The 21,820-nt window shown below is 35.3% G+C and carries 22 protein-coding genes; 14 read left to right on the plus strand and 8 right to left on the minus strand.

The features are described from left to right. Positions 1–16 precede the first annotated feature (16 nt). Positions 17–1,138 (plus strand): PepSY-associated TM helix domain-containing protein, encoded by a 1,122-nt coding sequence (locus tag ABVM53_RS10200; protein ID WP_405325767.1) that lies wholly within the window; start codon positions 17–19, stop codon positions 1,136–1,138. A 55-nt stretch (positions 1,139–1,193) separates the two neighbouring features. On the opposite strand, the gene ABVM53_RS10205 is transcribed toward ABVM53_RS10200, so the two are convergent. Continuing rightward, positions 1,194–1,358 carry a Lacal_2735 family protein gene (locus ABVM53_RS10205; protein ID WP_405325769.1) on the minus strand — a complete coding sequence of 55 codons (165 nt, stop codon included), beginning with the start codon at positions 1,356–1,358 and terminating at the stop codon, positions 1,194–1,196. 126 nt (positions 1,359–1,484) lie between these two features. Here ABVM53_RS10205 and ABVM53_RS10210 point away from each other — a divergent pair, with 126 nt between their 5' ends. Beyond that, on the plus strand, positions 1,485–2,177 hold the full coding sequence (locus tag ABVM53_RS10210) for an HAD family hydrolase (protein ID WP_405325771.1): 693 nt from the start codon (positions 1,485–1,487) through the stop codon (positions 2,175–2,177). On the opposite strand, the gene ABVM53_RS10215 is transcribed toward ABVM53_RS10210, so the two are convergent. Then, a complete protein-coding gene (locus ABVM53_RS10215) occupies positions 2,178–2,342 on the minus strand; it encodes a hypothetical protein (protein WP_164916292.1) in 165 nt (54 codons plus the stop codon). It abuts the gene before it with no gap. Between the two features lie 233 nt (positions 2,343–2,575). Here ABVM53_RS10215 and ABVM53_RS10220 point away from each other — a divergent pair, with 233 nt between their 5' ends. Beyond that, positions 2,576–3,460, plus strand: a complete 885-nt coding sequence (locus ABVM53_RS10220; RefSeq protein ID WP_128756678.1) for a hypothetical protein — start codon at positions 2,576–2,578, stop codon at positions 3,458–3,460. 75 nt (positions 3,461–3,535) lie between these two features. Here the strand turns inward: ABVM53_RS10220 and ABVM53_RS10225 are convergent, their stop codons facing one another. Further along, positions 3,536–4,324 (minus strand): membrane metalloprotease, encoded by a 789-nt coding sequence (locus tag ABVM53_RS10225; RefSeq protein ID WP_371454874.1) that lies wholly within the window; start codon positions 4,322–4,324, stop codon positions 3,536–3,538. Positions 4,325–4,440: 116 nt separating this feature from the next. After that, entirely contained in the window at positions 4,441–5,166 is a 726-nt protein-coding gene (locus ABVM53_RS10230; RefSeq protein WP_405325774.1) for a class I SAM-dependent methyltransferase, read from the minus strand. 35 nt (positions 5,167–5,201) lie between these two features. Between ABVM53_RS10230 and ABVM53_RS10235 the strand changes: the two genes are divergently transcribed. Together ABVM53_RS10235 and ABVM53_RS10240 are read left to right on the plus strand one after the other, a co-directional pair. Continuing rightward, complete coding sequence (locus ABVM53_RS10235) at positions 5,202–5,699, plus strand: YkgJ family cysteine cluster protein (RefSeq protein ID WP_405325776.1); 498 nt, start codon at positions 5,202–5,204, stop codon at positions 5,697–5,699. A gap of 5 nt (positions 5,700–5,704) precedes the next feature. Further along, positions 5,705–6,691 carry a DUF1028 domain-containing protein gene (locus ABVM53_RS10240; protein ID WP_371454871.1) on the plus strand — a complete coding sequence of 329 codons (987 nt, stop codon included), beginning with the start codon at positions 5,705–5,707 and terminating at the stop codon, positions 6,689–6,691. A 109-nt stretch (positions 6,692–6,800) separates the two neighbouring features. Here the strand turns inward: ABVM53_RS10240 and ABVM53_RS10245 are convergent, their stop codons facing one another. From ABVM53_RS10245 to ABVM53_RS10255, 3 genes are all read right to left on the minus strand, one after another. Then, complete coding sequence (locus ABVM53_RS10245; protein ID WP_405325779.1) at positions 6,801–8,351, minus strand: M20/M25/M40 family metallo-hydrolase; 1,551 nt, start codon at positions 8,349–8,351, stop codon at positions 6,801–6,803. A gap of 279 nt (positions 8,352–8,630) precedes the next feature. Continuing rightward, positions 8,631–9,008, minus strand: coding sequence for a carboxypeptidase-like regulatory domain-containing protein (locus tag ABVM53_RS10250; protein ID WP_371454869.1), 378 nt, complete (start codon positions 9,006–9,008; stop codon positions 8,631–8,633). A 158-nt stretch (positions 9,009–9,166) separates the two neighbouring features. After that, the gene (locus ABVM53_RS10255; protein WP_405325781.1) at positions 9,167–10,441 is read right to left on the minus strand and encodes an exo-beta-N-acetylmuramidase NamZ domain-containing protein; all 1,275 of its coding nucleotides are present in this window, start codon (positions 10,439–10,441) and stop codon (positions 9,167–9,169) included. Positions 10,442–10,445: 4 nt separating this feature from the next. Between ABVM53_RS10255 and ABVM53_RS10260 the strand changes: the two genes are divergently transcribed. The 3 genes from ABVM53_RS10260 (at position 10,446) to ABVM53_RS10270 (ending at position 13,587) form a co-directional block, all read left to right on the plus strand. Then, the gene (locus ABVM53_RS10260) at positions 10,446–11,675 is read left to right on the plus strand and encodes an ABC transporter permease (protein WP_405330860.1); all 1,230 of its coding nucleotides are present in this window, start codon (positions 10,446–10,448) and stop codon (positions 11,673–11,675) included. 111 nt (positions 11,676–11,786) lie between these two features. Next, the gene (locus tag ABVM53_RS10265; RefSeq protein WP_405325783.1) at positions 11,787–12,440 is read left to right on the plus strand and encodes a hypothetical protein; all 654 of its coding nucleotides are present in this window, start codon (positions 11,787–11,789) and stop codon (positions 12,438–12,440) included. A 166-nt stretch (positions 12,441–12,606) separates the two neighbouring features. Next, positions 12,607–13,587 carry a PLP-dependent cysteine synthase family protein gene (locus tag ABVM53_RS10270; RefSeq protein WP_405325785.1) on the plus strand — a complete coding sequence of 327 codons (981 nt, stop codon included), beginning with the start codon at positions 12,607–12,609 and terminating at the stop codon, positions 13,585–13,587. Here ABVM53_RS10270 and ABVM53_RS10275 read toward each other — a convergent pair whose 3' ends face one another. Further along, on the minus strand, positions 13,588–14,109 hold the full coding sequence (locus tag ABVM53_RS10275) for a hypothetical protein (protein WP_405325787.1): 522 nt from the start codon (positions 14,107–14,109) through the stop codon (positions 13,588–13,590). An 89-nt stretch (positions 14,110–14,198) separates the two neighbouring features. Here ABVM53_RS10275 and ABVM53_RS10280 point away from each other — a divergent pair, with 89 nt between their 5' ends. The 6 genes from ABVM53_RS10280 (at position 14,199) to ABVM53_RS10305 (ending at position 21,756) form a co-directional block, all read left to right on the plus strand. Beyond that, complete coding sequence (locus ABVM53_RS10280) at positions 14,199–15,491, plus strand: DUF2851 family protein (RefSeq protein ID WP_405325789.1); 1,293 nt, start codon at positions 14,199–14,201, stop codon at positions 15,489–15,491. Between the two features lie 54 nt (positions 15,492–15,545). Beyond that, positions 15,546–15,773, plus strand: a complete 228-nt coding sequence (locus ABVM53_RS10285) for a PspC domain-containing protein (RefSeq protein WP_371454863.1) — start codon at positions 15,546–15,548, stop codon at positions 15,771–15,773. Between the two features lie 2 nt (positions 15,774–15,775). Then, positions 15,776–16,783, plus strand: a complete 1,008-nt coding sequence (locus ABVM53_RS10290) for a potassium channel family protein (RefSeq protein ID WP_405325791.1) — start codon at positions 15,776–15,778, stop codon at positions 16,781–16,783. Positions 16,784–16,874: 91 nt separating this feature from the next. Then, positions 16,875–18,560, plus strand: coding sequence for a sodium:alanine symporter family protein (locus tag ABVM53_RS10295; protein ID WP_128756691.1), 1,686 nt, complete (start codon positions 16,875–16,877; stop codon positions 18,558–18,560). 236 nt (positions 18,561–18,796) lie between these two features. Then, the gene (locus ABVM53_RS10300; protein WP_405325794.1) at positions 18,797–20,875 is read left to right on the plus strand and encodes an amino acid carrier protein; all 2,079 of its coding nucleotides are present in this window, start codon (positions 18,797–18,799) and stop codon (positions 20,873–20,875) included. A gap of 17 nt (positions 20,876–20,892) precedes the next feature. Further along, complete coding sequence (locus tag ABVM53_RS10305) at positions 20,893–21,756, plus strand: ComEA family DNA-binding protein (protein ID WP_405325796.1); 864 nt, start codon at positions 20,893–20,895, stop codon at positions 21,754–21,756. Positions 21,757–21,820 lie beyond the last annotated feature (64 nt).

The following is a 21,820-nucleotide window of genomic DNA, read 5'->3' on the forward strand; positions in this document are numbered from 1 at the left end:
TAGCTGATTTCACAACATGAAGAAAAAAAAGAAATACACTTTTAGAAAATTTTTAAATGATGTTCACTTATGGCTAGGACTTGCAAGTGGTATTATTTTATTTTTAGTATGCTTAAGCGGTACAATTTTAGCTTTTGAACATGAGATTAAAGATGCATTTGCAAGTGAGTTAGTTGTTGAACCTAAAGGCGAAAAATTAAGTATTACTTCTTTAACTGAAAAAGTTACAGCAGCAAATAAGGGGGTTCTAACGAGTATAAATATTCCTGCAAGTGCTGATGAACCCTATATATTTTCAATTAAGGAAAATCCTAAAGAAAGACGTGGAACAAATCTTATGGTTAATCCATATACTGCCGAAACTTTAGTTCCTGAAGCAAACCCGGCAGATGCCTTTTGTTTTTTCTTTTTTAAGATGCACCGCTGGTTATTGCTCGACAGTGCAATAGGAAGACCTATTGTAGGTGTAGCGACAATCATTTTTCTTATTCTAGCGGTTACAGGACTAGTGCTCTGGTTTCCGAAGAAGGTAAAATGGAAAAATGTAAAATCTGGTTTTAAAATAAAAACTAAAGCTAACTGGAAACGGGTTAATCACGATTTGCATAACACGTTAGGGTTCTATTCATTAATCTTTGTTGTGATTATGGGTATTACCGGATTGTGCTGGTCGTTTGAGGGATATAGAGAAGGATTAAGTAAAGTTATAGGTGCTGAAATTTTTAATAGATCTTCTCCAGAATATCAGGTAGATATGTCTGATGAAAAAGTGGCTACATTACCAGAAGTATTATCCACTGTTAACACTGAGCTTGACTATGCAGGGGAGGTTTCTGTAAGTTTACCGGGAGGTCGTTCTCCGTACTATAGTGTGAGAAAATACAATACGGCTAACTTTTCACCAGTAACCTATGATGTTGTGTATTTATCTAAGGCGGGTGCTGTTTTAGATGTAGAAAAGTTTAGTGATAAGCCATTAGGTATGCAAATAGCATCGTTGATTAAACCACTACATACAGGTGAAATTTATGGTTATTTTTCAAAAATAATTTATTTCATCACGTGTCTTATTGCTACAAGTTTACCCGTGACTGGTACGCTTATCTGGCTTAATAAAATGAAAAAGAAGAAAAAATAAACGTTCTGTTATATTATGAAAAAGGCATTTCTACTTATGTAGAATTGCCTTTTTTTTATTCTAAATTTTCAATCTTCTTCATAACAACATCTGCTTCAGCGTATTTGTTGTCACTGGCAGAACGGTTACTGGTAGATAAATCGTAAGCTTCTTTCATGAGCTTTTTATACGCTTCCTGTAATTTCTCTTTTTCGGTTTTCTTCTTGAATAGTCCAAACATATTTTAAGTTTCAATTTTTATTTTGAAGATAGTGAGAATATTTCTGATGATAAGTAGAACACTTAATAAGTTGCCTGCCTCCGCTATGTAAATAGTACTTTTGCAACTAATTCTAAATAATATACATTGAATTTAAACGAGATTAAGGTTATAGCATTTGATGCAGATGATACGCTCTGGGTTAATGAGACATTTTTTAGAGATGCAGAAATAGCTTTTGCAAAGGAGTTATCTGCGTATGGTGATGAAGAAGATATCGTACGTATTTTATTAGATACCGAAATTAAAAATCTGGATACTTACGGATACGGCATAAAAGGATTTACATTATCTATGCTTGAAACTGCCCATCGTCTTATGGGAGATAAAATGAATTCTGAAATTACAGAGTTTATTTTAGAGAAAGGAAAGCAGATGCTGGCTGAGCCTGTGGACCTTTTACCTCATATCGAACGTGTCTTAGAGCAGCTGTCAAAGAAATATAAATTAGTGGTTGCCACAAAAGGAGACCTCCTAGATCAAGAACGAAAATTAATAAAGAGCGGTCTAATTGATTATTTTCATCACGTAGAAATAGTTTCTGATAAAAAGGAAACGCAATACAAAAAACTAGTAAAGCATTTAGATATTAAGCCTAACGAATTTTTAATGATAGGTAATTCATTAAAGTCAGATGTTATACCGGTGCTTGCTATGGGAGGATATGCTTTTCATATTCCATTTCACACTACTTGGTCTCACGAGCAGGTAGATGAAGCAATTAATCACTCAAAATTTAAGGCGCTTTCTAGTGCAAAAGAGCTTTTAGAAATACTCTAATTATTGGCGTTTTGGTAAGAAACTGCGTAAAATATAGATCAAAGCAGCGAGCCCTAAACCTAGTAAAAGTCCTTTGCCAAAGCTGGCATTAAAAAACCATACAATTATTGCTATTACAGCTAATGCGCCAAAAAGAATGCTAGCGCGTTTGTGTTCTTCTTTCATAAAACAAAGATAGGAATATGAAAAATATTACTTAATTCATTTTTATAATATTAAACAAACGTATTTGTCTTTTTTGTAAGTTTGCTCGCTTTTTTAGGGAACAATTCTGATGTTATCGTTAAAAAACAGTAAATTATAGTTTCTGTTTTTAAAACTTTTACACACTTTTGAATCTTGAAACGCGTTAACAATTAATTAAGTAGAAAAGCTTAAACTAATCAAATTTAGAATTTATGGAAAACGAGAATAAAAACAATGGTATAAAGATAGTAACGGGTATTCTAGCCGTGCTTCTTATCATTGCCGGTGCTTTTGCAATTAAACTGTATAATCAGGAAAAAAATACGAAGGCAGAATTAACTGAAGAGAAAGAACTAGTACTTAATGACCTTAAGCAAATGGTGACTAAGTATGATGCTGTTATCGAAGAAAACAACCTAAAAGATACAGAGCTTAATCAAGCTAGAGATCGTATACAAACGTTAATCGATTCAGTTCAAAAAATGGAAGCTAACGTTTCTGTATTGCGTAAATACCGCGATGAGGTTTATAAACTTAAGAAAGAGCGCGACTATTTATTTGCTCAAAATGATAGTTTAAAAGGAATGAACCGTGTATTAGCGATGCGTGTAGATAGTACGTCTTATGAGCTAGAAGTGTCTCAAATGAAGCGTGACAGTCTTGCGTTAGCAAAAGATGCACTTGCAGAAAAAGTAGCTTTAGGCTCTTCTCTTGCAGCAAACAAGCTTGTAGGAACAGGTGTAATTGTTAGAAATAGCGGTAAACTTGTAGAGAATGACAATGCGCGTCGTGTAGATCGTATTAGAGCTTGTTATACTGTACCTCAAAACAGAATTGCTGAAGCTGGTGACAAGCAATTATATGTACAGGTTTTAGATCCTCAAAATAACATTTTAGGAGACAATAAAACTGTAAAGATTGATGATGCTACTAGCATTACTTACAGTACAATTTCTAAGTTCTATTATGAAAATACAGCGCTTGACATCTGTGAAAATATCGCACCAAAAGGAAGCGATTTTCCAAAAGGATTATACAAGATCAACGTATTTGATGGAGGTAAGGTAATTGCAACAACAAGTCTTGTTTTAGACTAATAAGCAATTATAAATAAATTAAAAAGACCGTTTTAGTTTTCTAAAACGGTCTTTTTTTATATTCTAAATTATTATTTACTTACCGCCATTAGCGCGTAAATCTTCCAGGCAAAATTCATCAAATGCAGGTAGGGTTGTCATTCTTCCACCTAAAGCGTCTCCTACCGTCTGAAAGTACATTAAGCAGTCTTCTTGATTACAGTGCTTATTATCTTTTATAATCTCATTATTACTTGAATCTGGCTGCTGATCTTCGTGTGGTCGTACCATTTCAGTTCCTAGGTTTACTAAACCAAACAAATGACCAAATTCGTGCTGGGTGGTTATACTTTCTAGTAGCGTTAAATTTGCTCCGCCAATGCGACCACTAAATTCCTGAAGGGTTTTTTCATATATGATACAAGATGTATTTAGATATGCGGTTCCTAAAATACGCGTGTTGCCTTCATCACTTTCAGAATTTTGATCTGCAAAAAAGATCCATACTGCAAGCTCGTCTCCTGTATTAAACAAGGTTCTGTTATCATTTTCAATTTTGACGTATTCTTCACGATTTAGGCTTCCTGAAGTAGTAGCCGGCACAATAGTTTCTTTGAATGTAATACCGTCTGGCTTATTAAGGCGTTCATTAAAGAATGTTCTTAGGTTATTAAGAGTTGTAGTCGATGGCTTAAAGCCTTCAACATATGCGATCTCTACACTCAATCCCGTATATTCTTCGGCACTCAAAAAGTCCCGGGCCGATGATCCTAGATTTTTATTATTAGGTTGATCTACTACTGGAGTGCTACTGTCTGATGAACAAGAAAGTATAAATAGGGTTGCAATTAAGGTAAGGTAGGGGGTAATCGAATTTAATTTCATTAGTCTGTTTTGGAAAATGCTAAAAATAATTTAAAGCTTATTTAAACAAGCCTGTATGGCAGGGTTTAGGATAGATTTAGCATTGTTAACGTATATAATCTACGCAGTAGCGAGGTTTAAAGTTTTGTAAGACGCGCTAAATATTCATAATGCGATCCTTCTAAGATTTTCTCACATTTGAGACCTACTTGCAGTGACTCCTTCTCAAGACTATCGAAGTCAAGATATAACCAGTCAAATGCTTCAGATATTTGATTTTTATATTTGATTTGAAAAGTTACTTCTCCGTAGTAATCTTTACTTGCATCACGCCAATAACTGCCATCTTCTTCTTCATACATAAATGATATATCAGAAGAGTCTACGAGTATTTGTCCATTATCATTAAGTAGTTCCTTAAGATGTTTTAAATAGCTCTGAGTATATTCTAATCTCTGAAATATACCGGTGCCATTCATCATTAATAATAACGTATCATAAGAACCTTCCTTATAATCTAAAATATCTGTAACACTAGTTTTATGTACACCTCGTTTTGAGCACACTTCTATTGCTCCTTTAGATTGATCAAGAGCCAACACATCAATACCTTGCTCTTGTAAATATAAGCTGTGGCTACCGGCACACGCTCCTATATCTAGCGTTTTACCTACTGTAAGATTTAAAGCCGTCTGCTCTATTTCGGGCATTTCTGCATAGGCTCTAAAAAGATAAGGGACCGGTATTTCATCATCTTCGGTAAGGGAGGAGATAACAGTAATATCTTCAGTATAATTATTGGAATGGTAATCGAGCAAAGCAGAACCAAAAATATCAGGATGATCAGAATCTTTTTTCAGCATAAATTAGAGGCGATTTATTTACTTATTTTTGTCTTATGGATGAATTTATTGAGCAGTTGCCCAATCTTGCCAAAGATAAGCATAAAGAAAATGCTGCCTATTTTAAAAAGCTGAAGCGCAAACCACCAAAAGATCTTGATTATAAAATGCAAGAATTGCACGAGGAGGAGTTTGCTGAAACAGATTGTTTAAAGTGTGCAAACTGTTGTAAGACTACGGGACCGTTGTTTACCGATAGAGATGTGACTCGCATCGCTAAACATTTTAGAATAAAAGATGCGCAGTTTATAGATACTTATTTGCGCATTGATGAAGACAATGATTATGTTCTACAAAATTTGCCTTGTACTTTTTTAGGAGCAGATAACTACTGTATGATTTACGATGTGCGCCCCAAAGCTTGTGCCGAATTCCCGCATACCAACCGTAAAAAATTTCAGCAAATCACCAATATTACCTTAAAGAATATTCCTGTATGTCCAGCAGCGTATAATATTGTTGAGAAAATGAAGGACCGTATTAAATTAAAATAGATATTATGAAAGTTGTAATTGCAATTCTTACTGGTTTAATCACAATGCTCAGTCATAGCCAAAATATTCCGGCAGAAAAAAGTGCTTTTGCTCATACTTTTTCAATTGTAGCACGAGATGCTGCTACAGGAGAAATGGCGGTGGCGGTTCAAAGTCATTGGTTTAGTGTAGGGTCGCTGGTCTCCTGGGGAAAAAGTGGTGTTGGGGTAGTAGCCACTCAATCTTTTGTAAATCCTGCCTACGGACCTAAGGGCTTACAATTAATGGAAGAAGGCCTGTCTGCCGAGGAAGCTTTGCAAAACCTTATAGCTGCAGATGATGGCAAGGATTACCGTCAGGTAGCATTTCTTGATGTAAACGGAAACGCATCAGCTTACACTGGAGCAAAATGTGTGATTTATGCAGATCAAATTACCGGTGATAATTTTTCGGTACAGGCAAATATGATGCTTACAGATCAAACGGTACCTGCAATGGAAAAGGCATTTAGCGACAATAAAGGAATGCCACTGGCTGAACGCATGGTAGCAGTTTTAAAGGCGGCAGAGCAAGCTGGTGGAGATATCCGCGGAAAACAAAGTGCGGCACTAATTGTTGTAGGTCCTGATCTAGTTGAAAATCCGTGGGAAGAATACCGAATTAACTTACGCGTTGATGATCATGAGAATCCTATAGAAGAACTCGATCGTTTATTAAAAGTAGCCCGTGCTTATGAATATATGAATAAAGGTGATCTTGCTGTCGAAGCAGGTGATATGCCCGAAGCATTAAAACAATACGGTACTGCAGAAGAGTTGTTTCCAGATAACTTAGAAATGAAATTTTGGAAGGCAGTGGCCATGGCAAATGATGGACAGCTTGAGAAGGCTAAACCTATTTTTAAAGCAATTTTTGAACAGAATGAAAACTGGCGCGAGATGATAGGAAGGCTAGTAAAACCTGGCTTGCTTACTGTAAGTGAGACAGAAGTTATGGAAATTAAGAATCTTTAAAAAATCAAAACGTGTAGGTGAGAGGACTGCAACTAGCAATATTTAAAAAGAGCCTTGAGAATAATCTCAAGGCTCTTTTCATTAAAATCTTAATTGATGTGATTTATTATTAATCATCAAGTCCGCCACGTCTCATGCTATCGCGAGCTTCAGGCCAAGTCATTTGCTCACCTGTACGCTTACTTATAGGTAAGACAATCTTATCACGTGAAGTTTTATCTTCATCTTCACTAGCCATATAAGCTAAAACTGCAGTAAGAATGGCATTGTTCTGCACATCATCCCAAACAATTTTGTCATAAGTATCGCGGTTAGTATGCCACGTATAATTCCAATAATCCCAACTTAATGAACTTAGGTTAAATGCCGGAGCACCAGCTGCAACAAAAGAAGCATAGTCAGATCCACCACCTCCAGGAATACCCGGGAAATTAGTTTCAATACTTGCTACCTCATCAGGAACAGCAGCTAACCAGCTACCTACATAATCGTAAGCATTTAAAAAGCCATTCCCTGAAATGGTTGCCACACGACCGGTTCCATTATCTTGATTAAACACTGCTTGAACACCTGCTACAATTTCTGGATGATCCTTAACAAATGAGCGTGACCCATTAAGACCTTGCTCTTCACTTCCCCAGTGACCTACTAAAATTGTTCGTTTAGGATTAGGATATACTTTTTTAAGAATACGCATTGCTTCCATCATAACTATGGTACCAGTACCATTGTCTGTTGCTCCCTGAGCTCCATCCCAAGAGTCAAAATGCGCAGAAAGAATTACATATTCTTCTGGTTTTTCAGATCCTTTAATTTGAGCAATTGTATTAAAGGTAGGTACTTCACCTACATCTTTTGATTGTGCCATTACTTTAATTACCGGTTTATCACCATATTCAGCAAGACGGTATAGAAGTCCGTAATCTTCAAGAGCGATATCTACCATTGGTATTTTCTCTGTATATGCCGAAAAGATTTTGTTTACACCAAAACCTCTAGACCAGTTGCTCGTTACGATTCCTGCAGCACCAGCTTTTTCAAGAATTTTAGGTAATTCTCGTGAAGAATATCCCGTTGTTTTAATGCGTGCATTCCAAGCATCATTTTGTGCTTCTCTTTCCATTTTCATTTTTTCGAATGATTCTGGCGTAGCCCATTTTTCCCAATTGTCATCAGGTCTTCCGGTAGGTTGTGGCATTGAGATTAAGACAAATTTGCCTTTAACCGAATTTAAAGTTTTTTGAAAACTAAGGGAGTCTTTTGCCTCAGGTAGAATTACCACTTCAGCTTCAATTCCTTTAGATGAAGTAGAAGGACTCCAAGCAAGTTGCATCCCTTCTAAGCTTACACTACGCGGGCTTACCATATCTATATGAGTAATTCCGCGATCCCAGCCTCTCCAAACACCCCACTGTTCATTCTCGGCAGGAATGCCCCAGTCTGCATATTTTTGAACGGCCCAGTCGTGCGCATTTTTCATTTCTGGAGACCCTACTAATCGTGGCCCTACCACGTCGAGTAATTCGTGAGCTAGATTTTTAAGTTGTGAGTTTGTAGTTGCCTCACTTACAATGTTTTTAACGGTTTCTTTCTGGTCTTGAGCAAATAGGCTTGTGCTCAACATAAGACCTAAAACCGGTAGATAAAAGGTTTTTTTCATTAAAATAGATGTTAGTTATGTCTTAAAAATAATGCAACTATTTTTAATAAAATAATTTACTAGTTACGATTTAGTAACACTGAAGTCTATTCTATGTGATTTTTCAATGATTATGTGGTTTATTCACTACATTATTAAAGTAATAAAATGAGCATTCTTAAACATTTGCTTAGTTAGATGAATAAGCTAATCTTTAATAAATTCATTTATAATTACCGCAAAAAAAAATACGCCCTGATTAAGGCGTATTGAATTTATAATTGAACTATTTTCTATATTCTACTCACTGTTTTTATTTGTAGATCCTATTGATATAATTCTACCTGAAGATTTTAATAATTTTGAACTATTAAATTGCTCTTCTGAAAGTTTGATTTTATTATTTTGAGATTCATATTCCTCTAGAGTAAGCGTGCGTGTTTTGTAACCTACCATATTAAAAAGAATAGTATCCTCTTTTTTTAAGCCATCTGCTTGTTCAAAATAGAAGACGCCATTGTTTTTTGAAGTAACACCTTTTTTTAAAGATTTTATAAAAACATTTACTCCCGCAATGGGTTGATCTGTTTCTGCGTCAGAGATAGTGCCGTAAAGACGTTGCCCATAAAAGTTAGCTGAAAACAGTAAAAAACAAGAAAAAAGTAATAAAGATTTCATTTCTGGTCTGCTTAAAATAAATTAGCTCATATACTAGGCCATAGCATATTAGCGCGTAAGATATTAAAATTACAGAAATATATATCGTTTTCGTAATTAATTTAGAAAATATTATAGTTAAAATACTATTGATTTAATCAGGGTTATCGTGCAAGAATTTATTTGTAAAGTAGATATTTCTGGCGTATTTGCTTAAACTTCTCCAGATCTTCTTGCCATCCTAATTGTATATCTTCAAAAGAAACTCCTTCTTGAATTTGTTTTTGAAGTTTAGCGGTACCAGCGTGTGCAGTGAAATTCTTTGTATCGAAGAACGTGTCTTTTTGTGAATAACTAGTATAAGCATCTATAATAAATCGAAGATTTACTTCTCTAGGGTTTTCTATTGATCGTAAATCTAATCCGTTGCAGGTAACACCATTAAACTTAGGATTTTTAGAGCCAAAATTAGGTTGTGGTGTATAGGTTAATTTATACAGGTTAGAAGGCAAGAATGGTGAACCAATAACCTGAAATTGCATTTCGGTGCCACGACCGGCATTGAGAGCAGTGCCTTCACAAAGTCCTAAACTGGGATATAATAGTACCGCTTGATCGTTTGGTAAATTAGGTGATGGTCGTACAGGTAGCGAATAGGGCATTGTATGCTCGTAGTTTTCCATAGGAATCACCTGTAGATTTATTTTTTTTGAAGTGTTAAGCCAACCTTCAGTAGCCATCATTTTTGCATACTCACCTATTGTCATACCATGAACCAACGGTACGCCGGCGTGCATTCCTAAAAAACTGGTGTGTTCTTTTTCCATTACAGGGCCATCAACATAACTTCCATTAGGATTAGGTCTGTCAAAAACAAGTACCGGAATGTTAGAGTCTGCGGCAGCTTCTAATACATAATGTAGAGTTGCTATATAGGTGTAAAAGCGTACACCAACGTCCTGAATGTCAAATATGATTATATCAATACCTTCTAATTGTGCGGGTTTTGGCTTTTTATTGTTTCCGTATAAGGAGATTACATCAAGTCCGGTCTTAGGGTCTTTACCGTTTTTAACCGCTTCGCCTGCATCGGCATTGCCTCTAAAGCCGTGCTCTGGTGAAAATACTTTAACCACATTTTGATTAAGGCTCAACAGCGAATCAACCAGATGTGTGTAGCGTTCTGGCTTTTTTGAGTCTTTTAAAATTAACGAACTCGGGTTACCTACTATAGCAATTCTTTTTCCCGAAAGTAAGGGTAGATAAGTTTCAGTGCGGTTTGCCCCTAAGATAAGGTGTGGGTTTTCAAGATCTTCGGAATTTGGCTCTTGAGGTAATGAAGCGGAGTTAGAACCTGCTTTTAAATCATCAGTTTTTGTCTGTTTACCGTTTCCGCAGGAAATTGCAATTACAAAAACTAAAAAAAAGGTACTTTTGAGCGAACGAAACGCCATAGGATTGAATTTTGAATATTTTACAGCTAAACGCATAATTGGCGCAAAGAAGTATAAAAGTACTGCTTCAACACCTATTATTAAAATTGCCATTATAGCTATTATTTTGGGGATGGTAATGATGATGATTACCATTGCGACAGGTGTAGGGCTACAGCAAAAAATTAGAGAAAAAGTCTCTGCTTTTAATGGAGATATTATAATCTCACAGTTTGATGGGAACAACAGTGATATTACCTTAAACCCAATCCCGTTAGAGCAATCATTTTATCCGAAATTTACTTCAGTTCCTGAGGTAAGTCATATACAAGCTACAGCCACAAAAGCTGGAGTTATACGCACCCCTTCAGACTTTGAAGGTATTATCGTAAAAGGTGTAGGTGCTGATTACAAATGGAGTTATATGCAGGAATTTCTTATTGAAGGTAGAATTCCAGATTATTCTAATTCACTTAATACTGAAATACTTGTTAGTAATTACCAGGCCAATCGTTTAGGTTTTAAAAATGGAGATAAAGTCATTGTTTTCTTTTTAAAAGATGATGGAGGATTTTTGAACAGACGGTTTGATATTGTAGGTATTTATGATAGCGGGTTTCAGGAATTTGATGAGACTTTCTTGTTTGCAGATATTCGACATGTACAAAAATTGAATAAATGGAACGATGATCAAGTAGGTGCTTTTGAAGTATTTGTTTCCGATTTTGATCGTCTTGATGAAATAGGAAATGCTGTTTTTGAGAATACAGGTTCCTTTTTGAATTCGATGACTATTACAAATAAATACTATTCAATTTTTGAGTGGTTGTCTTTATTTGACTTTAATATCGCGCTTATAATTGTGGTTATGATTATTGTTGCTGGCATTAATATGATTGTAGCTCTGCTTGTGTTAATATTAGAGCGCACCCCAATGGTAGGTATTCTTAAAGCTTTAGGTGCAAGTAACTGGAGCATACGTAAAATATTTATGTATAATGCGCTCTATCTTGTGGGTATAGGTTTATTCTGGGGTAATGTTATAGGTATTGGGTTATTGATGATTCAAAAATATTTTGGAATAATTACTCTCAATCCAGAAACTTATTATGTGAGTCAGGCACCGGTATATTTAGATTGGTATTATATCGTTCTTCTTAATTTAGGAACTTTCTTGCTCTGTGCTATAATGCTTTTAGTACCGTCTTATGTGATAACTAGAATATCACCTGTCAAGACCATTAAATTCAATTAAGAAGTATTATTTAAAAAGAACACTTCAGGTTGAAAATTCTACAGTTGGGTAATTACTAATTTTTATAATAGGTAAATCTCTTCATATTTGATTTCATTAAAGATTTTAAATATGATTGAGACACTAATTACACTAGCCATTTATGTACACGCCCTATTTGGAGGAATAGGTTTAATTGCCGGCACACTAAGCGTTATCACAAAAAAAGGAAGTTTACTACATAGAAAATCAGGTAAATGGTTTGTAATCGGTATGTTGTTGAGCTCTGGAATATCTCTTCCTATTGCGTGCATGCCGGGTCACATTAATCCGTTTCTATTTTTGATTGGTCTCTTCACGATTTACATGGTAGTAGTAGGAAAGCGTGCTTTGCGCTATAAGTTTAGAAAAAATAAGGTATCTCGATTAGACTGGACAATTACTATAGCTATGTTTTGTATTTCAATAGTAATGATACTTTGTGGTAGTTTGCTGTTTGAGCAGGTTTCAGTCCTTTATATATACTTCGGAATAGTTGGAGTTGTGTTATGTATTTCAGACTATAGATTTTTAAGAAGTCCTCACAAAACGAGAAATACGTGGTTGGTACAGCATATAGGTAAAATTATGGGAGCTTACATTGCTTCTGTCACGGCTTTTCTAGTAGCAGGATTAAGTATCTCAGGTGTGGCAATTTGGATAATTCCTTCGTTTTTTGGTACAGCACTCATTATATATTATATAAAAAAGGTGAGAAGAACATCGCCACGACCAGAAGTTAATTGAAGTACTAGTTATGCAATTGTTACCTAGAAGAATTAAGTGTGATCCTGCTGCTGAAAATGTAATTTGTATCTCTAAAATTTAACTCATTTTTCGAATTAAATACTGTGATGCGTGATTACGTAAAAATCTAATAAAATTATACCTTGCACACTTAAGCTAAAATTTTATGCAATACGCTCAAAATATTCTTGAAACGATAGGTAAAACACCTCTTGTAAAACTTAATAAACTAACTGCAGAACTACCTTGCTTAGTACTTGCCAAGTATGAGACTTTCAATCCGGGAAATTCTGTGAAAGATCGCATGGCTTTGCAAATGGTTGAAGATGCAGAAGCAGCCGGCATTTTAAAACCTGGCGGAACCATTATCGAAGGAACTTCTGGTAATACGGGTATGGGGTTGGCATTAGTGGCTATAGTTAAGGGGTACAAAATGGTCTGTGTAATCTCAGATAAGCAGAGTAAAGAGAAAATAGATATTTTAAAAGCTGTGGGTAGTGAAGTAATTGTATGTCCTACCGATGTTGAACCGGAGGATCCACGCTCATATTACAGTACATCTAAACGTCTAGCCGAAGAAACTCCCAATTCTTGGTATGTAAATCAATACGATAATCCAAGTAACAGCAAAGCTCATTTTGAATCTACAGGTCCTGAAATTTGGGAACAAACTGAAGGAAAGATCACACACTTTGTCGTAGGTGTAGGAACAGGTGGAACAATTTCTGGAGTAGGTAAATATTTAAAAATGCAAAATCCCAATATTAAAGTATGGGGAATAGATACATATGGCTCAGTTTTTAAAAAATACCACGAGACGGGAATTTTTGATAAAAATGAAATATATCCATATATAACAGAAGGGATAGGGGAGGATATTCTTCCTAAGAATGTGAACTTTGATGTTATCGACGGCTTTACAAAAGTTACAGATAAGGACGCAGCTGTTTACACACAGCGTCTAGCAAAAGAAGAAGGTTTTTTTCTTGGAAACTCTGCCGGTGCTGCAATTAAGGGTTTATTACAACTCAAAGATCATTTTAAGAAAGATGATGTTGTAGTAGTCCTTTTTCACGATCACGGTAGCCGCTATGTAGGTAAAATATATAACGACGAGTGGATGCGTGAAAAAGGATTTCTAGATTAATTACTGGTTCTCACGAGTAACATTCATCTCTTGTATTTTAAAATCGCCATCATCTCCTTTTTTGGAGATTGTGGCGTATCCATTATAGGATTCAGTATTGCCTTGTTTTGTTTTTACAACATATCGTATAGGTAATTTAATGTCTGTGTTATCACCTTGCATGGACACTTCACCATCTTCAGTAAAACTTAATTCTACAGATTCGATATTTGCATTTTTTTCTGAAAATGAAGAGCGTGTACCACGATCGCTAGAAGTAGCCATTTCTTCATAGGCTTTTAAATCATCACCATTATTTAGCGCTTCAAAATATTTGTTTACTTGGTTTTTAGCGCTGTTAATTGCAGCAAGTTCGTCAGGATCTTGTGATGAAACGCTCAATCCGGTTTGATCCATTTGGTCTGGAGAGATTTTTTCGGGTTTGTCTTCTAGCCGTATTTCATCGTTATCTGTTTGACGGTTTCCGCAGGAATAGAAAGCTAAAGTTGTAGCTAACCCCCATATAAAAAGTGATTTTTTCATAGTAATATATTTAGATTTTATTTAAAAGTAATAAGCCTTATTGGTTGATGTTATTAAGGTTTTGCTAAAATTGAATTACATTTATAGTAATGAAAGAGGCATTACTTCATTATTTATGGAAATTCCGAAAGTTGGGTGCTAACACATTATCGACTCCTCTCGTCACCACCTCAGGTGAAACAATAGCAATTATTAATACCGGAATTCATAATCATCAATCTGGGCCAGATTTCTTTAGCGCCCAATTACGTATAGGAGAACAACTATGGGCGGGTAATGTAGAAATTCATATAAAAAGTTCAGACTGGTATTTGCATAATCACGAAAATGACGCTGCTTATTCTAATGTTATTTTGCACGTAGTCTGGGAAGAAGACTGTGAGGTGTTTAATAGGTCAAATCAAGCAATCCCTACACTAACACTTAAAGATAGGATAGATCCTGCACTGCTCATTAATTACCGAAAATTACTGGAAGCAAAATCTTACAATTTTATAAATTGTGAAAACCAATTTGCTGAGGTAGATGCAATCATAATTAACAATTGGTTAGAGCGTATTTATTTTGAACGATTAGAGCGTAAGGTAATTGGTGTCGATCATTTATTAAAAGTAAAAAAAGGAGACTGGGAGGCTGTTTTGTTTACTATGTTGGCTCGTAACTTCGGAACCGTCATTAATGCTGATGCATTTGAGGAATTAGCAGAAGCGCTACCCATAAAAACAATTCGTAAGCTTACGCAAAGTAGCGGAGAATTAGAGGCGGTGTTTTTTGGTCTATGCGGATTTCTAAATGAAACAGAACATTTAGATTCTCAAACTCAGAGTTGGAAAGAGGCATATACATATGCAAAGGCAAAATATAATTTCAAACCTGCTTTGCAGCACCGTATCGAATTTTTTAAGTTACGCCCACCTAATTTTCCCACCATTCGACTTTCGCAATTGGCACGCTTATATGAAAAGAATGAATCCTTATTTTCTAAAATTATAACAGTAAGTAACCGGAAAGAATTTCACAAGCTTTTTAATATAACTACATCAGAATATTGGAGCACACATTATAACTTCAACAAACTACACAAAAAACGTGTCAAGAAACTCACCATTTCTTTTATAGACCTTTTACTAATTAATACACTCCTCCCTCTAAAATTTGCATATGCAAGGGCAAAGGGAATAACTACAGAAGATGATCTCTTAAAATTAGTTAGAAGTATTCCTTCAGAAAAAAATACTATAGTTACAGGGTTTCAAGAACTGCAGAATTTTAAAAATGATGCCTTACATTCACAAGCTTTTATAGAATTAAAAAAAAATTACTGCAATAAGAATAGGTGTTTGTCGTGCCAAATAGGAAATTCTATTCTCAACAAAACTTAGTATTCTGGTACAGCTTTAATTTTAGTAATTTGCAGAAGCTTCAAAACTCTAGAAATGGAATTGATTTATAATATTAGGCACTTTTTTGAGCGCAATGGATTTTACGTTTCTTCACGTCTTGCAGATCGCATGGGGATTAGAGCAAAAAATGTACGCTTGTTTTTTATCTATCTCTCCTTTGCAACAGCTGGTTTAGGTTTTGCTGTTTATCTAGTATTAGCCTTCTGGTTTAAACTCAAAGATCTGGTTTATACGAAGCGTACATCTGTGTTTGATTTATAACAATGGAGACTATTTTTAAGAATAGAATTTATGTAGCAATTATACTGGTTATAGGAATGCTTTGCCTGGGAATAATGGGTTTCCGTTTTCTGGCATTATATACCTGGACAGATGCTATTTATATGACTATAATCACCATTAGTACGGTGGGTTTTGGTGAGGTGCAACCGCTTAATGATACCGCAAAAATTTTTACGGTAATTCTCATACTAGTAAGTGTATTTGTACTGGGTTATGCCATTTCAATAATTACTGAATATATCTTAAGCAGGAGTAATGTAGAATTATTAAAAAAGCGGAGAGTGCAAAAAAAAATCGATAGTCTTAAAAATCATATTATCGTTGTTGGCTATGGTCGCAATGGAAAACAAGCGGTTCAGAAATTAACAACCTACGGAAAGCCTTTTGTTGTTATTGAAAAGGATGAAGAAGTTGTAAATAAATTTCAATCTGAATCCATGCCCTTTATACAAGGTAATGCTAATGAAGATGAGGTGTTGATCGAAGCTGGAGTTTTGCGAGCATCTACTTTAATATCTGCACTCCCGGATGATTCTGACAACTTATTTGTAGTATTGTCTGCAAGGCAAATGAACGCATCTATGAAAATCATAAGTAGAGCTTCTGAAGAGACTACTTATCAAAAGCTAAAATTTGCTGGAGCCGATAATGTCATAATGCCAGATAAAATAGGTGGTGATCATATGGCTTCTCTAGTGGTCGTTCCAGATTTAGTTGAGTTTTTAGATAATCTACAAGTTACTACTGCAGGTCGCGTAAATGTGCAGGAAATTACATTTGAGGCTGTGTGTCCTGATCACGTTACACGCACAATTAGAGATATTGACTTACGTAATAAAACTGGTTGCTCTATTATAGGCTACAAGGCTCCTAACGGAGATTACGTGATAAATCCTGAAGCATCGATGTTGCTTGAGAAAAATTCTAAACTTATAGTAATAGGTAGGCCAGAACAGATTGAAAATTTACATAAAGAATTTGCTATTTAGTAGTATGTTTACTAAATATTGATGAGTAAGCAACATTATCAGTAATGATTTAAGGATTACTCTATTTTTAATTAAATGTATTTTCAATTTTATGAAACAACTCTCTTTAGCAAGTTTCTTGCTTTTATCTGTATCTAATTTGTCTGCTCAAGAAACGGTAGAAATAGGTATCGACCAGAAAATTGATCAGGCTTTTGCTCCGATTTCAGACTTCTTCTTTAATCTTATTTTTTTCAATGTTTTAGGAATACCATTTGTACTGGTCCTTTTAGTATTTAGTGCTTTTTTCTTTACTATTTATTTCGGCTTTCCAAATTTTAAATATTTCTGGAGAGCAATACAAACAGTTCGTGGTAAGTATGAAGACATAGAAAATCACGGTGCAAAATTGCTTTATGGTGAAGATGGGATTGCAAATGGGGTTGATCTAAATAAAGTAGATATTGAAGAACATATAGAGCAATTAGATGATAACCTTGCAATTGATGGTGATATTGTAGATACGATACGAGATGAAGCTTCTGCAGGAGAAGTTAGTCACTTTCAGGCCTTAGCTACAGCTGTTTCAGGAACTGTTGGAAATGGAAATATTGCAGGTGTTGCCTTAGCTATTGCACTGGGTGGTCCCGGAGCAACATTCTGGATGATCGTATGTGGTTTACTGGGAATGTCGACAAAATTTGTAGAATGTACACTTGGTGTTCAATATAGAGATGTAGGTGAGGATGGGACTGTGTATGGTGGTCCTATGTATTATTTGACTAAAGGTCTTAAAGAGAAAGGATTTGCGACTTTAGGAAAAATCGCAGCTGTCATTTTTGCGATTTTTTGTATTGGTGGTTCTTTTGGAGGAGGTAATGCGGCTCAAAGTAATCAAGCAACTATAGTATTAAAAGAGTTATTTAACTTTCAAAGTGCAGGAGCTGGTTTTTGGATTGGTGTTGTAATTGCCGTTCTGGTAGGTATAATAATAATAGGTGGTATTAAAAGAATTGCTCAGGTAACTGAAAAAGTAGTGCCGTTTATGGCTATTATGTATTTAGTGGCTTGTATTTATATTATAGGATCTAATTTCTCGCTAATTGATGATGCTTTAGCCCTTATTGTAGAAGAAGCTTTTAATCCTACAGCTTTAGGCGTAGGTGGTGTAATAGGAGTACTACTCGTAGGTTTTAAGAGAGCGGCATTTTCTAATGAGGCAGGAGCCGGTTCTGCATCTATTGCACACTCTGCAGTACGTACTAAATATTCTGCTAGTGAAGGACTTGTTGCGCTATTAGAACCTTTTATCGATACGGTAGTAATATGCACAATGACTGCTTTAGTAATTATAATTTTCAACTTTGGCGGATATTTTGAATATGGTGGTGATGGTACAGGAGCTGTTATAATAGATGGGTTATCTTATGAAGGAGCAGGTATAACATCAAAAGCTTTTGATGCTTATATCCCATTTTCAAATATCTTTTTAACTATAGCTGTAGTTCTCTTTGCGGTATCAACAATGATTTCTTGGTCATATTATGGCTTACAATCTTGGAAATTTCTTTTCGGAAGAGGAAAACTGGCAGATTTAGTTTACAAAATGTTGTTCTTGACTTTTATAGTTATTGGTGCAGCAGCAAATATGGGATCTATATGGCAATTTTCTGACGCAATGATTTTTGCTATGATTTTTCCAAACATGGTAGGATTGTTTTTCTTATTTCCGGTAGTTAAAAAACAATTAGACAGATACCTAGCTGCTATAAAACTTAAACGAGAAGCAATTAAATAATAGGTATTTAACTTAACTTTAGAGCTCTGTTTGTAATTTGCAAGCAGAGCTTTTTTGATTTGATACCTTGCTGAAATTTTAAGCTTCACATTGCTAAAGATGATAGATATTAATTGCAGGATTCTAGGTAAAATCCAATTAACGTTTCATTTTTAACGAGCCTGATCTTTGAGAAGGTCTTTTTTTTTAGCATATTGCAACTTTTGACAAAATAAATATTGAACTTAATACGAACTATGAAAGTAAAATTATTTCTTTTGACCTTCGTCTTACCAATTATGGTATTCGCGCAAGATTTAAAAGTAACAGCAGAAGCTTCAAACCCTACTTCAAAAATCAACGACGGTGTTGCAAAAATTTCAGTAACTGGAGGTGAAGCTCCATATACCTACAAATGGAGTGACAAGAGTACCGCCCTAACTTCTAATGAAGCTACTTCCCTTACAGAGGGTGTTACCCATAAAGTAATGGTTACCGACGCTGCAGGAACAACTATTACAAAAGAATTTAAAATTGAAGCAGAAGCTATAACAGAAATATTTAATGGTACTATGACACCGGCGGTAGCGGCGATGGGTTCCGTATTATTTTGGGATCCCTTTGCGGCTTTAGGTCTTTATGATCCTGTAATATATGCAGATCTAAAAATGGTCTCTATACCAGGATGGACGTCAGATACACAGGATACATTTACTTTAAATGAATGGCTTGTAGCTGATGGAGCGAAAGTTAAAAAAGATCAGGAGATTGCTGTCATTTCTGAAAGCAACGGTACTGAAATTATAGTCAGGGCTGATGCAAATGGTACTATTAAGCACCTTGAGGAAGTAGGTAATGTTATATACAACGCGAACAATCAAAAGCATTTAATTCAAACAAATGCAGATGTATTTGCAGAGATTTTTTATGATGATCCGGTTCCGTTAGTTTATGCTAATGGAGATGAGAAAACAAATAGTATTCCTTTTATAGTTGTGTGGTTGATATTTGGAGCGGCATTTTTTACCGTACGTATGGGCTTCATAAACTTTAGAGGTTTTAGTCATAGTCTTGAATTGGCAAAAGGAAAATATGATGATCCTAATGCTCCGGGAAGTATAACTCACTTTCAGGCATTGGCAACTGCAGTTTCAGCTACTGTAGGTTTAGGTAATATAGCGGGTGTTGCTGTTGCAGTTTCTTTAGGAGGTGCAGGAGCTACATTCTGGATGATTGTTGCTGGTCTTCTAGGTATGTCATCAAAATTTGTGGAATGTACTTTAGGAGTAAAGTATCGTGATATTTTACCAGACGGACGTGTTTTTGGTGGTCCTATGAATTATTTACGTTACGGTTTAGAAAAGCGTAATATGGGTGGATTTGGTAAAGTGCTTGCAGGAGCTTTTGCAATTTTAGCAATTGGAGCCTCATTTGGTGGAGGTAATATGTTTCAGGCTAATCAATCCTTTGAAATCTTAAGTGGGCAGTTTCCTGGGTTAGAAGGAAACGGTTTTTGGTTTGGAATTACAGTAGCGGTTCTTGTAGGTGTTGTTATTATTGGTGGAATCAGCAGTATTGCTAAAGTTACCGGTAAAATTGTACCTTTTATGGCTGGGGTATATGTTCTTGGTGCATTAACCGTAATATTCATAAATATAGAGAATATAGGTCCTGCATTTAATGCTATTATAGATGGTGCATTTAGTCCAAGTGCACTTAAAGGGGGTATTCTTGGAGTTTTAATTGTAGGTTTTCAACGTGCGGCATTCTCTAATGAAGCTGGTGTAGGTTCTGCAGCCATTGCACATAGTGTGGCTAAAACCAATCACCCACCTTCTGAAGGATTTGTAGCATTATTAGAGCCTTTTATCGATACTGTAGTAGTGTGTACACTTACAGCTTTAGTATTAATATTTACAGGAATGCACGAAGTAACAGGAGTAGCAGGAGCAGATTTAACTTCAGATGCTTTTGGTAGTGTTATCTCTTGGTTTCCTTATGTGCTAGCTGCGGCAGTATTCTTATTTGCATTTTCTACTATGATTTCTTGGTCTTATTATGGAATGAGAGCCTGGACATACCTATTCGGAAAAAGTAAAAAGATGGAATTATTATATAAAATTTTATTCTTATTTTTCGTAGTGGTGGGTGCTTCGGTAAGTTTAGGAGCCGTCCTCGATTTTTCAGACATGATGATTTTAGCTATGTCATTTCCTAATATTATAGGACTCTATATTATGAGTGGGGAAGTGAGAAAAGACTTGAGAGAGTATTTTAGAAAACTTAAGGCTAATGAATTATTTAAAAAGCAACGTGTAGCTCAGGAAAAGAGTTAGTCTCAATATAAAGATAAATGAATCTAAAATCCCACTTTCAGCTTGATAACAAAAAGCGAAGTGGGATTTTGTTTTTAATAGCAATTCTTATTTGTTCTTGGTGGGTGTACTTCAGTTTAGGGAAAATCGAACAAGAATCCATATCAGATTCCGACGCACTATTAATTCAGCGGCAAATAGATTCACTTCGGAAAAGTAAAGCTGCTGAAGAAACAATTAAAATCTTTCCGTTCAATCCTAATTTCATAACAGATTATAAAGGATATTCTTTAGGATTAAGTCCAGAAGAGATTGATAAGCTACTTGCGTATAGATCTCAAAACTTATGGATTAATTCTGCTTCAGATTTTCAAACTGTCACCGGGGTTTCAGATTCGCTATTGGCTACCATTTCACCTTATTTTAAGTTTCCAGATTGGGTTAAGAATGCTCAAAGTAAAAAGAGCAATACTAATTCAGCATATAAATCATTTGCTAATAAACGTGATCTTAATAGTGCAACCTTTGCAGATTTATCCAGCCTTCCAAATTTTACTAACGAAAGCGCGAGGCTTGTTTTAAACTATAGAAAAAAGATAGGTGGTTTTCTTGAAGATGATCAATTGTACGACATCTACAATTTAAAGCGAGCTCAAGTTTTTGAGGTTAAAAAAGAATTTACCGTAAAAACAAAACCAAATATTGATCGTTTAAATGTGAATGAGGCCAATGCATCAGATCTTGCAACTATTCCATTTGTGACATTTGATATTGCAAGAAGTATAGTAGATTATCGCATCTTAAATGAAGGAATTGTAAATCTTGATGAACTGCTAAAAATTGAAGGTATAACTGCATACAAGTTAGATCGAATTAAATTATATTTGTCAACCAACCAATAAAATGCAGGTTTATTTGAGAATAATGCAATTTCTCCTTGCAAAATTCCCTTTCCAGTGACCTTAT

This window comes from Leeuwenhoekiella sp. LLG6367-2.1, assembly GCF_045055775.1.
Taxonomy (GTDB): Bacteria; Bacteroidota; Bacteroidia; order Flavobacteriales; family Flavobacteriaceae; genus Leeuwenhoekiella; species Leeuwenhoekiella aequorea.